The following is a 14,941-nucleotide window of genomic DNA, read 5'->3' as shown; positions in this document are numbered from 1 at the left end:
CGCACAAAATTTCAGGTGCTACCGTGTTCCGGGTTGGTCCAGTTTTAGGCCGCGAGCCTGCTGCTCTGCCATAGCTTGTAAAATACGGTGGAAGCTCCTTTTGCGTTCCGGGCTCAGGCGGCCGTCTTCCGCGGCGGCATCAATAGCGCAACCGGGGTCGCCGGCATGGCGGCAGTTGCGGAATTTGCAGTAGCCCATCAGGTCGCGAATTTCACGAAAGCCGTACTCGATTTCTTGCGGTGTCATGTGCCACAGGCCAAACTCGCGGATGCCCGGCGAGTCGATCAGGTCGCCGCCGATGGGCAGATGGAACAGCTTGGCGGTGGTGGTGGTGTGAATGCCTTTGCCGGTGCTCTGGGACACTGCGCCCACCCGCAGCTCCTCATCGGGCAACAGGGTTTGGATAATGGACGATTTACCCACCCCGGACTGACCCACAAACACCGTTGTGCGATCTTTCACCAGGGCTTCCACCTCCGGCGGCGGCTGGTTGCCGGCCAGGGCGGCGGAAGTGCGAACCACCTGGTAGCCCAGTGCTTCATAGCGCGCCAACAGTGCGTCTATGGCGTCGCGGTTGTCGTCGTTGATCAGGTCGGTCTTGTTCAGTAGCAATATTGCTGGAATGTCGGTGGTTTCTGATGCCACCAGATAGCGGTCAATCAGGTTGTCGTGGGGCTCGGGCTCGGGGGCAATCACCAGAATGATGTAGTCAATATTCGCCGCCACCGGTTTCAGCGCGCCGAAGTTATCCGGCCGTTGCAGCAGGTTGAGGCGTTCGCAGCGAGCGACGATTACCCCGGTCAGATTTTTACCGGAGCGCCAGATGACTTTGTCGCCGGTGACCAGGCTGTCGATATTGGCGCGCACAAAGCAGCGCACAACGGTGCCTTGTTGCTCGCCTTCAAGGGCTTCTACGTCCAGCTGCTGGCCGTAGTGCGCAATAATCAAACCTTGAACTTCCGGCCCTAACTCACCCGCATCGACCTGATCTTTTACCTGTTCTTCCTTGCGCGCGGCGCGTGCTGTCCGTTCGCCCTGAATTTTTTCGATGCGCCATTGTTGCTGTTTGTTGAGTCGCCGTTTTGCCATAGAGTTTTCATTAACCAGATAAAGTTTCGGGGTTGTTTCAAAGCTGCTGTGTCATCATATTGGCATATTATTTGTCATACTACTTGGCATACTATCGGTTTAGCGACTGCACTACCGACTGTTGCGCTGATAAATTCCGGATTTTACCGTTAGCACCACGCAGGAGAGATATCGATGGCAAAGGGCAATCGCCTGGTCTGGATTGACCTGGAAATGACAGGTCTGGATCCGGAGCAGGAGCGCATTATTGAAATGGCTACCTTGATTACCGATTCCGAACTCAATCTGATTGCCGAAGGCCCGGTGCTTGCGGTGCATCAGTCTGACGCTCTGATGGACGCGATGGACGAATGGTGTACCCGTACCCACGGCGAAAGTGGTCTGACCCAGCGGGTAAAAGGCAGTCGCATCAGCGAAGCCGAGGCCGAGCAGCAAACCCTGGCGTTTTTGCGCGAACACCTGGAACCGGGTGATTCCCCGCTGTGCGGCAACAGCATCGGCCAGGACCGGCGCTTTCTGGTGAAGTACATGCCACAGCTGGAAGAGTTTTTCCACTATCGCAACCTGGATGTGTCCACCATTAAAGAGCTGGCACGGCGCTGGCGCCCGGATGTACTGGACGGGGTTAAGAAACAGGGTAATCATTTGGCGCTGGACGATATTCGCGATTCTATCAATGAGCTGCGCCACTATCGCGAGCACTTTTTCAAACTGTAAGGTCATTTAAATTCAGCTGCGCTCAAGCCATACAAGTGCTCAGACTGCAAGGGGTGCCTTTCAAGGCGCCAGGCCGTGTTGGGCCAGCGCCCACTCTACGTGCTCGCGCACCATCTCAGACGGATAATCCTGCCGCGCCCGCAGCGCTTCTATTACCGGAATGGTGGTAGGGGCGTTGCCCAGCCCGACTGCCAGATTGCGCAACCAGCCGTGATAACCGGTGCGGCGAATAGCCGAGCCTTCTGTACGCTGCAAAAACTGTTCTTCGCTCCACATCATCAACGCCGCCAGAGACGTGTTATCCAGGCCGTGGCGGGGTTTGAAGTCGTCTTCCTCAGAGTGTTTGCTGAACTTGTTCCACGGGCACACCAGCTGACAGTCGTCGCAGCCAAACACTCGATTGCCCATCAGCGGGCGCAGCTCTTCCGGGATACTCTCTTTCAGTTCAATGGTCAGGTAGCTTATGCAGCGCCGCGCATCCAGCATGTGTGCGTCTACAAAGGCATTTGTAGGACACAGCTGCAGGCAGGCCGAGCAGCTGCCGCAGTGGTCTGTTGTAAAGGGCGCGTCTACAGGCAGGGGCGCGCTGGTATAAATCTCCCCGAGGAAAAAGAACGAGCCTGCCTTGGGGTGTATTACCATGTTGTTTTTGCCAATCCAGCCAAGCCCGGCACGCTGGGCCAGAGCGCGTTCGAGCACCGGAGCGCTGTCCACAAAAGCGCGATGCTGGTGGCCTTCAAGGGCGCTGTCGATACGTTTGGCCAACTGTGCCAGCCGTTTACGCATCAGCTTGTGGTAATCACGGCCCAGGGTGTAACGGCTGATATACGCGTTTTCGCGATTGCGTAGCGCCTGATGTGGATTGTCGGGCAGCGTCAGGTAATCCATACGCACGGAAATGACGCGCGCGGTACCCGGAACCAGCGATGCCGGGGTATAGCGCTTATCGCCGTGGTTCGCCATGTAATCCATGGTGCCGTGGTAGCCCTGTTCGAGCCAGTGCTTAAGACGCTCCGCGTGCTCACCGGTATCGGCGTCGGTGATGCCCAGGTCGGCAAAACCCAGCTCTTGGGCCCAGTCGTGAATCTGTTGCACCAATGCCTGCAGATTTGCCTTCTGGTGACTGTCTTTTGCGCAGGTTGTTGATGTTGCAGGTGATGCTGTCATTGGCCGGCCGTGTAGGTTTGGCGAATCCGCGTTTTGCGGGTGTTAGTGTGCAGATTTAATTTGATTAAGTTGTGACCTTTTTGGTGGTTTTGCTATGCTTTACAGACAGCTGGCAATTTGTCTTAAACCGGTTTCTTTGGCTTGGGGTGTTCGATGTCGTGGTCAGCAAGGCACAGTCTATCAGAGTACCGTCTATCAGAGCCTGATCTGTCAGCGCCCGCAGGGCAAGGTGCGGGTCTGCCTCAGGCTTTGTACAGTGCCGGTTCGGTGCGCAATCTGGACCGGTACTTGATTGACGAACAGGGAGTTGATGGCTTTGAGTTGATGCAGGCCGCTGCCCGCAGTGCTTTTCGCCAGCTTCTGCGACGCTGGCCCCAATGTCGCCAAGTGCTGGTGCTTTGCGGGGCTGGTAACAATGGCGGCGATGGCTATTTATTGGCAACTTGCGCTCTGCGTCACGGCCTGGGCGTAACTTGCCTGGTGTTAACAGACCCCGCCAAACTGCAGGGTGATGCCCGTAAAGCCTGGCAGCGGGCGAGCGATCAGAAAATCAGCATGGAGACTGCAGCGCAGTTGGCGGACAAGGATTTAACGAGTTTGCTGGAACAGGCCGATGTTACGGTAGACGCCATGTTGGGCACGGGGCTGAATGGCGCACCACGGGGTGAATTCGCGCGGGTTGTTGTGCTTTGCAATCAGTCGGCCGCGGGTGTTTTGGCGCTGGACGTCCCTTCGGGGCTCAACGCCACCACCGGAGCAGCCGCGGGCGATGTCGTGGCGGCAGACGCCACGGTAACCTTTATTGGTTTGAAAGCCGGCTTGTTCACCGGCCATGGCCCGGCGGTTTGCGGTGAGGTGGTTTTCGAAGATTTGGGTGTCGCCGAGCAGGTTAGTAGCTGCACTGAGCCGGTGTTGGCCACACGGGCCGACTGGTCTTCCGTTACTTCGGGTATTTCGAAGCGCGCTGCCAACGCGCACAAAGGCCATTTTGGCCATGTGCTAGTGGTTGCCGGCGATCTTGGTTTTGGTGGTGCGGGATTGTTGGTGGCAGAGGCTGCTGCCCGCAGCGGTGCAGGGCTGGTTTCCTTGGCGACCCGGCAAGAACACGTGGCTGCAGCCCTGAGCCGGTGTCCGTCAGTCATGAGTCACGGCGTTGTGCATGGTTCTGAGTTAGCACCTCTTTTAGCGGCGGCAACCGTGGTGGTTTGTGGGCCAGGCCTTGGCCAGTCGGCCTGGGGTCAACAGATGCTGCAGCAGGTGTTGGCATGCAACAAACCGCAAGTGCTGGATGCCGACGCTTTAAATCTGATGGCGGGCGGCCTGATGGCGAACAAAGCGTCGGTAGCCGCGGACAATCGTATTTTGACTCCTCACCCTGGGGAGGCTGCGCGCCTTCTGGGATGCACTGTTGCAGAGGTGGAAATTGACCGGTTAAGTGCAGCGCGCAAGTTACAGTCGCGGTACGGAGGCACCATTCTACTTAAGGGTGCCGGCACCGTGATTGCGAGCATGCATGGTCAAATGTTTGTGGTCAACGGCAGTAATCCGGGGTTGGCTACCGGTGGGATGGGGGATGTACTGGCGGGTATTGCGGGTGGTTTATTGGCTCAGCTGACGGATTCGACCCAGGCAGTCGTGACGGCCGCAGCCCTGCACCTGGCGGCAGCTAACTTGGCAACTCAGCAGTTTGGCTATATGGGCCTGCAGCCAACCGATGTTATTGATGCTTTGCCCCGGGTGTTAGTCTGCTCAGGGCATTGAATTGAACAGTCATTGAACGGAGCGTTGTGTAAACGAGTTCGCGGTACACCGGAGGATCTATGACAATTTTTGGCAATGAACGCCGGCTGTTCCTGGCGGATGACAGTGAAACTGAACGTTTGGGCCGGGAGTTAGCGCGCCTAGTCCAGCGCGCAGAAAGCGCGCTGGCGATTTATCTGGATGGTGATCTGGGTATGGGCAAAACCACGCTCAGCCGTGGCCTGCTGCGCGGATTAGGGCACGAGGGCGCGGTAAAAAGTCCGACTTACACCATTGTAGAGCCTTACGAAAATTTGCAGCCGCCGGTGTATCACTTTGACCTGTATCGCCTGAAAGACCCGGAAGAGCTGGAGTTTATGGGCATTCGCGATTATTTCAATGATCATAATTTATGCCTGGTGGAGTGGCCGGAAAGGGGCGAAGAGTTGCTGCCCATGGCGGACCTGACAGTGCATCTGGAATCTCAGGGCAATGGTCGCTCGGCCATCTTGCGCGCTGGCTCCCAGGTGGGCGCCGATATGCTGAATGAGCTGGAAATAATCGGCCCGGAAGACGTGCACTATATCGATTTGTGACAAAGGGATGTTCAATGGCTTATTTCTATAACAGGATCTGCGGCATGAGTATGCTGGCTTTTCTGGCCCTCAACCTGCTATCTCTCATGCAGGTGGCGCAGGCAGGTACCCGTGTGGAAGGCCTGCGAATCTGGCCGGCGCCGGACCACACTCGCTTGGTCATTGATACGGCCAGCGAAGTAGATCACACTATTTTCGCGCTGGCTGGCCCAGACCGCTTGGTTATTGATTTGAAAGACACCCGGTTGCAGGCGAGCCTGGACAAGCTGGACTTGTCTGGCAGCCCTATCCGCCGAATTCGCAGCGCGGTGCGCAACGGTAACGATCTGAGGGTTGTGCTGGATCTGAAAAAAAGCGTCAAACCTCGCAGCTTTTTATTGAAACCGAACCAGCAATACGGCCATCGTTTGGTGGTAGACCTGATTGACGAGGGCGGCACCCGCGTTGATAGGGCCAAGGCGGCAAAGCCTACCATTACCCACGACTCCGCGGGCAAACGCGACATAGTCATAGTGATTGACGCTGGCCACGGAGGTGAAGACCCGGGCGCTATCGGGCCCCGCGGTACCCGTGAAAAAGACGTGGTGCTGAATATGGCCAAAACCCTGCACGACCTTATCAACAACCGCCCGGGCTTCAGCGCCAAGCTGACCCGTACCGGCGACTACTACATAGGCCTGCGTAATCGCACGCTTCTAGCCCGTAAATACAACGCCGATCTTTTCGTGTCGGTGCATGCGGATGCATTCCGCACGCCACAGCCAAAAGGGGCATCGGTATTTGCTCTGTCGCAGCGCGGGGCAACCAGTGAGACCGCGCGCTGGTTGGCGCAAAGTGAAAACCGCTCTGACCTGATTGGCGGCTCAGGCGTTTCGCTGGAAGGCCGCGATGACACCCTTGCCGGGGTTCTGCTGGATTTATCTATGACCGCCAGCATTAACGCCAGCCTGGGCGTGGGTAGTGCAATATTGGGGCAGCTTGGCGGCGTGACCGAGCTGCACAAGCCCGGCGTAGAGCAGGCCTCCTTTGTGGTACTTAAGTCGCCGGGCATACCTTCTATACTGGTAGAGGCTGGCTTTATCTCAAATCCCCAGGAAGAGAAGAACTTGTCCACTGAGGTCTACCGTAAGCGCTTATCTGCTGCGATTATGACCGGTATTGACGGCTATTTCCGCAAAACACCACCGCCGGGTACCTTGCTGGCGTGGCAGAAGCAGAACGGCCAGATGCAGAATAGTGTGAGCCGCTATCGCATCCAGCGAGGCGACACCCTGTCCGATCTGGCGCGGGAAAATCAGTTGTCCGTGCGTGAACTCATGCACCTTAACGGCATGCAAAGCGACCGTGTTATGGTAGGCGAGACCATTACCATTCCTGCCAGCTGAGCACTCAGCTGAGCCGTTAGCTAAATAATTCGTTGAAAAAAGAGGTCCGCGCCAGACATGCCCCACATACATTTACTGTCCCCCCGGCTCGCGAATCAGATTGCCGCCGGTGAGGTGGTGGAGCGGCCGGCGTCTGTAGTCAAAGAGCTGATAGAAAACGCTTTGGATGCCGGCGCCAGTCGGGTGGATGTGGACATAGAACAGGGCGGCGTCAAGCTGATTCGGGTGCGCGACGATGGCTGTGGTATCGCCGCTGAAGACCTGTCCCTGGCCCTTAGCCGCCACGCCACCAGCAAGATTACCAGTCTGGATGACCTTGAGGCCGTCGAGTCGCTGGGTTTTCGTGGCGAAGCACTGGCCAGTATCAGTTCCGTTTCCCGTCTGAGCCTGACCTCGCGCACTGAAAATCAGGAAGCCGCAAGCAAAGTCGAAGTGGAAGGCCGCGATATGGACGCGCACGTATCGCCGGCGGCGCACCCGGTGGGCTCCACGGTAGAGGTTCGCGATCTGTTTTTTAACACGCCGGCAAGGCGCAAATTTTTGCGTACTGAAAAAACCGAATTTGGCCACGTGGAAGAATGCGTCCGGCGCCAGGCTCTGAGCCGCTTCGATACCGGCTTCAATTTGCGTCATAACCAGCGGGCCGTGCAAAGCCTGCGACCGGCCTTGTCAGAGCTCGATAAAGAACGGCGGATTGCGTCGCTGTGTGGTCAGCAGTTTATTGACAATGCAGTGGTCATTAACGCCGAAGCCACCGGCTTGAAACTTTGGGGCTGGGTTGCTCTGCCCACTTTTTCCCGCAGTCAGGCTGACCTTCAGTATTTTTTCGTTAACGGTCGTGTGATTCGTGATCGCTTAGTAGCGCATGCCGTACGCCAGGCCTACCGTGATGTGCTTTATAACAATCGCCACGCTGCTTTTGTGCTGTATCTGGAAGTAGATCCGGGATCGGTGGATGTCAATGTGCACCCCGCCAAACACGAAGTGCGCTTCCGCGATGGTCGTCTGGTCCACGATTTTCTGTTTCGTACGCTGCACAAAGCGCTAGCAGACGTGCGTCCGGACGACCACTTGCGGGGTGCGGTGGCCCAGTCCCTGGGCCGCGAAAACGCAGTTGCAGCCGGCGCGGGTTTTGCGACTTCTGCTGAAGGGTTTCCGTCACCAGGTTCGGCCGCGAGCGGACCGGCTTTGGGTTATCCGGGCGGCCTCGAGCGAACGCCTGGCCAAGCTACACATCCAGATCCGCAACATCAGTGGCAGTCCAGTGACCAGCTAGGTTTTTATCAGGCCCTGAATGCCGGAGGCGGTGCGTCTGAGGGCCACCAGGCAAGCCTTGTCGCCCACCTTCCGCAAACGCCCGAAGACAGCGAACAAGAGCCGCCTTTGGGCTATGCCATTGCCCAGTTGCACGGCATTTATATTCTGGCACAGAGCCGCGCCGGATTGATTATGGTGGACATGCACGCGGCTCACGAACGTATTACGTATGAGCGCATGAAGCAGGCGTTGGCTCAGCAGGATTTGAAAAGCCAGCCTTTGTTGGTGCCGCTGTCGCTGGCCGTCAGCCAAAAAGAGGCCGGACTGGTTGAGACCCATGGCGATGAACTGCAACAGTTGGGCCTGGTCATAGAGCGCATTGGACCAGAGACGCTGGCGGTGCGACAAATTCCGGCGTTGTTGCGCGGTGCCGATGGTGAACAGCTGGTGCGGGATGTGCTGTCTGATTTGATTGAGCATGGCCAGAGTGACCGGGTTCAAGCCGTCACTCAGGAATTATTGGGCACCATGGCGTGCCACGGATCGGTGCGGGCCAATCGCCAGTTAACCATTCCGGAAATGAACTCGTTGCTGCGCGACATGGAGGCCACCGAGCGCAGCGGTCAGTGTAACCACGGCCGCCCAACCTGGACGGTGATGACGTTGGCCGAGTTGGACAAACTGTTTTTACGGGGGCGCTGATGAACGCTGCCGGTTCTGCCGATCAACCGGCGGCAGCATTACCGCCTGCTATTTTCATTATGGGCCCTACCGCCTCTGGCAAAACGGACCTGGCCCTTCAGCTTTGCAAGCATTTGCCCTGCGATATCATTAGCGTGGATTCGGCGATGATTTATCGCGGCATGGATATCGGTACTGCCAAGCCCAGCGCCGCCGAGCTGGCGCTGGCGCCTCACCGCCTGATTGATATCTGTGATCCTACTGACACCTATTCTGCGGCTGATTTCCGCCGCGATGCCCTGGCCGAAATGGCTAAAATCACGACAGCGGGTCGCATTCCGCTGTTAGTGGGTGGCACCATGATGTATTTCAAAGCGTTGCTTCATGGCATGTCGGATTTGCCGTCGGCGAATCCGCAAGTGCGCGAGCAGCTGGTGCAACAGGCTAAATTGCAGGGTTGGGAAGCGCTGCATCGGGAATTAGCCGCGGCGGACCCGGTTGCGGCTCGCCTTATTCATCCTAATAACCGGCAGCGGCTGATCCGCGCATTGGAAGTGCAGCGCCTGACCGGGCAGCCGATTTCGTCATTGTGGCAAGCACCGCCTGCAGTGGTCGTCAACACGGCGGACGCCAACGCTGCTGATAGTGAAGATTACACTTATGTCACCCGTTGGCAGGCAGACGCAGGCCCCAGCCTTCCGTATACTGTTGCACAGTTGGCGATAGCGCCGCAGCAGCGCCAAGTGCTGCATGAACGTATTTACCAGCGTTTTCTGGCTATGCTGGATGCAGGTCTTTTAAATGAACTGGAAGCCCTGATGACTCGCGGTGATCTTGATCCTTCTATGCCATCTATGCGCTGTGTAGGTTACCGCCAGGCATGGGAGTATTTGTCTGGCCATTGCGACCATGCGGCTTTTGTGGATAAAGGGGCTGCCGCCACCCGCCAGTTGGCCAAGCGGCAGCTTACATGGCTGCGAAAATGGCCAGATGCTCTTTGGCTGGACAGTGATAGCAAAGATATCGTTGCGGACGCCTTGAAAAAAGCCTGCCTTAACACCATATTGAAACCTTAAATTGACGATCTGACTTACTCAAACAGGAGAATACACATGTCAAAAGGGCATTCTTTACAAGACCCTTACCTGAATGCGCTGCGAAAAGAGCGCATTCCCGTTTCTATATTTTTGGTCAATGGCATCAAATTGCAGGGCCAGATCGAATCTTTCGACCAATTTGTTATTTTGCTGAAAAATACCGTCAGTCAGATGGTCTATAAGCACGCTATATCTACCGTTGTGCCGGCGCGAAATGTTCGCATTCCACCGCAGAACCCCACAGGCGAGGATGAGGGCGAGTCTGAAGACTGATTCTTTCGTCTTGCTGTGCTGGTTCCGGTAGTACGCCCGCGCTCCTGACGAACCCCAGGGTTCCGCAGGGGCACGGGTGTTTGTTTATATAAGTCTGGTTTTTATTTGAGCAACCCGGAGAAACTGCCCATTGTTTGAGCGTCCTGACGTTGGTGAGCGCGCGGTTCTGGTCAATATTGATTTTACCGCGCACGATGGTAACGAAGACCCTGGCGAATTTCGCGAGCTGGTCATTTCTGCGGGTGTAGAGCCGGTGGATACAGTCACCGGGTCGCGCAAGCAGCCGAGCCCGCGCTTTTTCGTGGGTGATGGCAAACTTGAGGAAATCCGCTCCGCGGTAGCCGCCGCAGAGGCTGACGTGGTGCTGTTCAATCATTCCCTAAGCCCCAGCCAGGAACGCAACATTGAGCGCGAACTGCAGTGCCGGGTGTTGGACCGCACTGGGGTTATTCTGGATATTTTTGCCCAGCGTGCCCGCACTCACGAAGGCAAGCTGCAGGTAGAGCTTGCACAGCTTCAGCATATGTCAACGCGCCTGGTGCGGGGCTGGACTCACCTGGAGCGTCAAAAAGGCGGTATTGGCCTGCGTGGCCCCGGTGAAACCCAGCTTGAAACCGACCGTCGGTTGCTGCGCGAACGCATTAAGTCGATCAACAAGCGCCTTGAAAAAGTGCGCAGACAGCGTGACCAGGGGCGTCGGGCCCGGGTGCGGGCCGATGTGCCCACGGTGTCGCTGGTTGGCTATACCAACGCCGGAAAGTCTACACTATTCAACCGAATCACCAGTTCTGACGTATACACTGCTGACCAGTTGTTCGCGACGCTCGACCCAACTATGCGGCGCCTGGAACTTCCGGATATCGGTGCGGTCATTCTGGCGGATACCGTGGGCTTCATCCGCCACTTGCCACACAAACTGGTAGAATCGTTTCGCGCCACACTGGAAGAAACGAACGAAGCCGCGCTGCTGTTGCATGTGATTGATTGTCACGATGAACGTCGCGATGACAATATAGCTCAGGTAGAAAATGTGCTGGCGGAAATCGGAGCTGACGAAGTGCCGGTCCTGCAAGTGTTTAACAAAACGGATCTGCTAGACGATTTTGTTCCGCGAGTGGATCGCAATCAAGAAGGCGTGCCGGTGAGGGCCTGGGTATCGGCCGTTACCGGGGACGGTTTACAGGGGCTTTTTGATGCCGTTGTAGAGCGCCTGGCGGAAGACGTTGTGCATCATTTTGTTGTGCTGGGGCCGGCCGATGGCAAGTTCCGTGCTCTGCTTCATGAAACGGGTTCGGTATTGAGCGAATCCAGCCGGGAAACCGGTGAAATCATACTGGAAGTGCGATTGCAAAACCGCGACTGGCATCAGCTACTGAGCCGGGCGGGAGTGCGGGAGGATGAATTGGTGTTCCGGGCAGGAAGCGAGTGAAAGCCATCGCCTATTGCCCGAAAGCCAAGAATTCCCTAGTATTTGCAGCCATTCGACATGTTAAGAACGGAGAGCACTATGGCCTGGAATGAACCGGGTGGAAACCGCAACGACAACGACCCTTGGGGTAACGGTGGTCGTAGTGGCAAAGATCAGGGACCACCAGATCTCGACGAAGCGCTGAAAAGGGGCCTCGACAAGCTCAACAGTTTGCTGGGCGGTAAAGGCAAGGGCAGCAAATCTGGCGGCGGTGGCAACATGGGCATCGGCGGCAAATCCGGTGGTTTTGGTGCCGTTTTGGCACTGGCGGGCATACTTGTGGTCGGCTACGTTGTTTTTCAGTCGTTCTACACCGTTGACGAGCAGGAACGTGCTGTAGTTCTGCGTTTCGGTGAGTATGATCGTACCGAAAGCCCGGGCTTGCAATTTAAAGTGCCGCTGATTGACGATGTCACAAAAGTGGGCGTAACCAACGTGCGCACCACGCAGTCGAACGGCCAGATGTTGACCCGAGACGAAAACCTGGTAACCGTTGACCTTCAGGTTCAGTACCGGGTAGGCGATGCCAAAGCCTACGTTCTGAACGTGCGTGACTCCAACCAGGCTTTGGCGTTTGCCACCGACAGTGCGCTGCGTCACGAAGTGGGCAGCGCCACGCTGGATGACGTTCTGACCGAAGGCCGTGCACAGCTCGGCGTGATGGTTGAACAGCGCCTGCAGAAATTTCTGGTCGATTACGGCACAGGCCTGGAAATTGTACGAGTCAACGTTGAAAGCACTCAGCCGCCACCCGCGGTGCAGGACGCGTTCCGCGAAGTACAGCGCGCCCGTGAAGACGAGCAGCGGGTGAAAGAAGAAGCGGAAACCTACCGTAATAAGGTGGTTCCCGAGGCCCGCGGTGAAGCCCAGCGCATGATTGAGGAATCCATCGCTTACAAAGCGCAGGTAACCGAACGTGCCAACGGTGAAACGGCTCGCTTCCTCGAGGTGCTTGCGGTGTATCAGTTGGCGCCGGTCGCTACCCGCGAGCGGATGTATCTGCAGACCATGGAGACCGTGTTTTCAAACAGCAGCAAAGTGTTGGTTGATACCGAAAGCAGCGGCAATATGATGCTGTTGCCTCTGGATCGGTTGACCCAAGGCGCGGCGGCATCACTCAGGGGCAATAGCGACAGCGCTTCTCGGGCAGATATTCAGGATGTCACCAATCAGGTGATCCAGGAAATGAACACTCGTCAAGACACCAACGCCCGAAGGAGCAGATAATCATGGGACCTAAAAGTATTGTTGGTCTTGCAGGCGCCCTGATCGTAGTCCTGCTGGTATTGTCGAGCGTGTTTATTATTCCGGAGACTCACCGCGGCGTAAAACTGCGTTTTGGTGAACTGGTGCAAACCGATATTCAGGCCGGCATTCACTTTAAAGTGCCGGTGATTGACCAGGTGCGTGAGTTTGACATCCGTATTTTGACCATGGATCTGCCAACGCGGCAGTACCTGACGGTGGAGAAGAAGCCGTTGGATGTGGATTCCTATATCGCCTGGAAGATTCGTGACGTCGATCAGTTCTATCGTGCCACCGGTGGCGACGAAGTTCGTGCTCAGTCGCTGCTGTTGTCACGGGTCGACAACGGTCTGCGCAATCAGTTCGGTGTTCGCACCATGGTGGAGGTGGTTTCCGGTGAGCGCGACCAGCTGATGATGAACCTGGTCGAACTGGTTAACCAAACCTCCGTTAGTGAGTTTGGCATCGAAGTGCGGGATATACGGGTAAAAGCTATAGAATTTCCTGGTCAGGTTAGTGAGAACGTTTTCCGCCGTATGGCGACAGAACGGATGAAACTGGCGCAGGAATTCCGCTCCCGTGGTCGCGAGTTGGCAGAAGGCATTCGTGCTGACGCCGACCGCCAGCGCACCGTCATTCTGGCAGAGGCGTTCGCGCGCTCAGAAACGACTCGTGGTGAAGGCGACGGTCAGGCGGCAAGAACCTATGCCAACGCTTATGGCTCGGACCCAGACTTCTACAGCTTCTACCGAAGCCTGGAAGCCTACCGTAGTACCTTTGCGAACAAGGATGACCTGATGGTGATCGACGCCAACAGCGCCTTCCTTAAGTTCCTGAAGGACCCCCAGGGCGCTAATTAAGCCCGAGTAGAAAACAAAAAAACCGGAATACTCAGGTACTCCGGTTTTTTTGTGTCTGCCGAGAGTGTAAACTCTGACCGGTTTGGATTCCGGGATACTCCCGGCGTGGTTAAAACAGACAACGGAATCTCATGACAGTATCTGATCGCTGGCTGTTGCCAGACGGTGTCGAGGATATTCTGCCGCCCCTGGCGGGCCAGATTGAATCCTTGCGCCGCAACATTATGGACGTATGCCAGCACTGGGGTTACCAACTGGTGATTCCTCCGCTGATAGAGTACCTGGAGTCACTGTTTACCGGTACAGGGCATGATCTGGAGTTACAAACGTTCAAGTTGACGGACCAGCTGACGGGCCGAATGATGGGTGTGCGCGCCGACATGACGCCTCAAGCTGCGCGCATTGACGCCCATACTTTGGCGGAAGAGGGTATTACCCGGCTGTGTTACGTCGGGCACGTGTTACACACCCGTCCCAGGCACATGCTGACAGGCCGTACGCCTATTCAGGCCGGCTGCGAACTGTTTGGCAGCAGCTCTGAAAGCGCCGACATGGAAATCATCAGTCTGGCGCTGGAAGCGTTGAGTGTTGCCGGTCTGCCGGCCATTCACATGGACCTGGCCCACGTCGCCATCTATCAGAACTTGATCGCCGATGCCGGTTTTGACCGCGATACCGAAGCCGCAGTGTTTGACGCCATGGGCCGTAAGTCCTTGCCCGAACTGAACGTTTTGTTGGGTGACGAGGCAGCGGACAGCGCCGGTGGTCGTCTGCGCCGCCTGGCCGCCGTCAGCGGCGGTCGTGAGGCGCTGGATCAGGCCCGTGATATTGTTCAGGGGGCCTCGGCCGAGCTGGACGCGGCGTTGGATCAACTGGGCCGGGTGGCCGATACTCTTAGCCAACAGTTTCCGGGTATTCGCCTGGGCTTCGATTTCTGTGAATTGCGGGGTTATAACTACCACACCGGCCTGGTATTTGCCGCTTACGTGCCCGGCCATGGCGACGCAGTTGCCAAAGGCGGCCGTTACGATGCCATTGGCAGTGACTTTGGCCGTTCACGGCCGGCAACCGGTTTCAGTCTGGACATTCGCGCGCTGGTGGCTTTGGGCAGTAGTAGGGCACCTACGCAGGGCGCAATCTGGTCCCCTGCAGACCCCGACCCCACACTGGCCGTGGCCATTGCGGAATTACGACACAGCGATACGGTTATCCGCGCACTGCCGGAAGACCACAATTGCGATCCTGGTGCTCGCGGCTGCGACCGCCAGCTGGTGAAGTACCAAGGCCAGTGGATTGTTGAAAAACTCGGCTGACGCGGCACCGCGTCGGTATTTATTGCACTTTTAATAGTCAAACTTGCGGGCCG

The 14,941-nt window shown here is 56.8% G+C and carries 13 protein-coding genes; 11 read left to right on the top strand and 2 right to left on the bottom strand.

From position 1 onward, the window contains the following. Positions 1–18: 18 nt before the first annotated feature. Positions 19–1,089 (bottom strand): small ribosomal subunit biogenesis GTPase RsgA, encoded by a 1,071-nt coding sequence (rsgA, locus tag ATI45_RS09620; RefSeq protein WP_098419303.1) that lies wholly within the window; start codon positions 1,087–1,089, stop codon positions 19–21. A 174-nt stretch (positions 1,090–1,263) separates the two neighbouring features. Here rsgA and orn point away from each other — a divergent pair, with 174 nt between their 5' ends. Beyond that, positions 1,264–1,806 carry an oligoribonuclease gene (gene orn, locus ATI45_RS09615; RefSeq protein WP_098419302.1) on the top strand — a complete coding sequence of 181 codons (543 nt, stop codon included), beginning with the start codon at positions 1,264–1,266 and terminating at the stop codon, positions 1,804–1,806. A 60-nt stretch (positions 1,807–1,866) separates the two neighbouring features. Here the strand turns inward: orn and queG are convergent, their stop codons facing one another. Further along, positions 1,867–2,973 carry a tRNA epoxyqueuosine(34) reductase QueG gene (gene queG / locus ATI45_RS09610; RefSeq protein WP_098419301.1) on the bottom strand — a complete coding sequence of 369 codons (1,107 nt, stop codon included), beginning with the start codon at positions 2,971–2,973 and terminating at the stop codon, positions 1,867–1,869. A gap of 249 nt (positions 2,974–3,222) precedes the next feature. On the opposite strand from queG, the gene ATI45_RS09605 reads away from it, so the two are divergent. The 10 genes from ATI45_RS09605 to ATI45_RS09560 all read left to right on the top strand — a co-directional run bounded on the left by ATI45_RS09605 (position 3,223) and on the right by ATI45_RS09560 (position 14,888). Beyond that, on the top strand, positions 3,223–4,734 hold the full coding sequence (locus tag ATI45_RS09605) for an NAD(P)H-hydrate dehydratase (RefSeq protein WP_098419300.1): 1,512 nt from the start codon (positions 3,223–3,225) through the stop codon (positions 4,732–4,734). A gap of 59 nt (positions 4,735–4,793) precedes the next feature. Beyond that, positions 4,794–5,309, top strand: a complete 516-nt coding sequence (gene tsaE / locus ATI45_RS09600) for a tRNA (adenosine(37)-N6)-threonylcarbamoyltransferase complex ATPase subunit type 1 TsaE (protein WP_098419299.1) — start codon at positions 4,794–4,796, stop codon at positions 5,307–5,309. A gap of 44 nt (positions 5,310–5,353) precedes the next feature. Beyond that, entirely contained in the window at positions 5,354–6,694 is a 1,341-nt protein-coding gene (locus ATI45_RS09595) for an N-acetylmuramoyl-L-alanine amidase (protein WP_228735958.1), read from the top strand. Between the two features lie 57 nt (positions 6,695–6,751). Then, positions 6,752–8,653, top strand: a complete 1,902-nt coding sequence (gene mutL / locus ATI45_RS09590; protein ID WP_098419297.1) for a DNA mismatch repair endonuclease MutL — start codon at positions 6,752–6,754, stop codon at positions 8,651–8,653. Next, positions 8,653–9,708 (top strand): tRNA (adenosine(37)-N6)-dimethylallyltransferase MiaA, encoded by a 1,056-nt coding sequence (gene miaA, locus ATI45_RS09585; protein ID WP_098419296.1) that lies wholly within the window; start codon positions 8,653–8,655, stop codon positions 9,706–9,708. Before mutL ends, miaA begins: the two co-directional genes overlap by 1 nt. Before the next feature lie 36 nt (positions 9,709–9,744). Continuing rightward, positions 9,745–10,002 (top strand): RNA chaperone Hfq, encoded by a 258-nt coding sequence (gene hfq / locus ATI45_RS09580; protein WP_098419295.1) that lies wholly within the window; start codon positions 9,745–9,747, stop codon positions 10,000–10,002. Between the two features lie 130 nt (positions 10,003–10,132). Beyond that, positions 10,133–11,431, top strand: a complete 1,299-nt coding sequence (gene hflX, locus ATI45_RS09575; RefSeq protein WP_098419294.1) for a ribosome rescue GTPase HflX — start codon at positions 10,133–10,135, stop codon at positions 11,429–11,431. A gap of 78 nt (positions 11,432–11,509) precedes the next feature. After that, positions 11,510–12,697, top strand: a complete 1,188-nt coding sequence (hflK, locus tag ATI45_RS09570; RefSeq protein WP_098419293.1) for an FtsH protease activity modulator HflK — start codon at positions 11,510–11,512, stop codon at positions 12,695–12,697. Positions 12,698–12,699: 2 nt separating this feature from the next. Next, positions 12,700–13,575, top strand: a complete 876-nt coding sequence (gene hflC / locus ATI45_RS09565) for a protease modulator HflC (RefSeq protein ID WP_098419292.1) — start codon at positions 12,700–12,702, stop codon at positions 13,573–13,575. 131 nt (positions 13,576–13,706) lie between these two features. Beyond that, entirely contained in the window at positions 13,707–14,888 is a 1,182-nt protein-coding gene (locus ATI45_RS09560) for an ATP phosphoribosyltransferase regulatory subunit (protein WP_098419291.1), read from the top strand. The last annotated feature ends 53 nt before the right edge of the window (positions 14,889–14,941 follow it).

The sequence above is a fragment of the Marinobacter sp. LV10MA510-1 genome, from assembly GCF_002563885.1.
Taxonomy (GTDB): domain Bacteria; phylum Pseudomonadota; class Gammaproteobacteria; order Pseudomonadales; family Oleiphilaceae; genus Marinobacter.
Note: the sequence above shows the minus strand (reverse complement) of the source record. Positions and strands in the feature narration are given on the sequence as shown.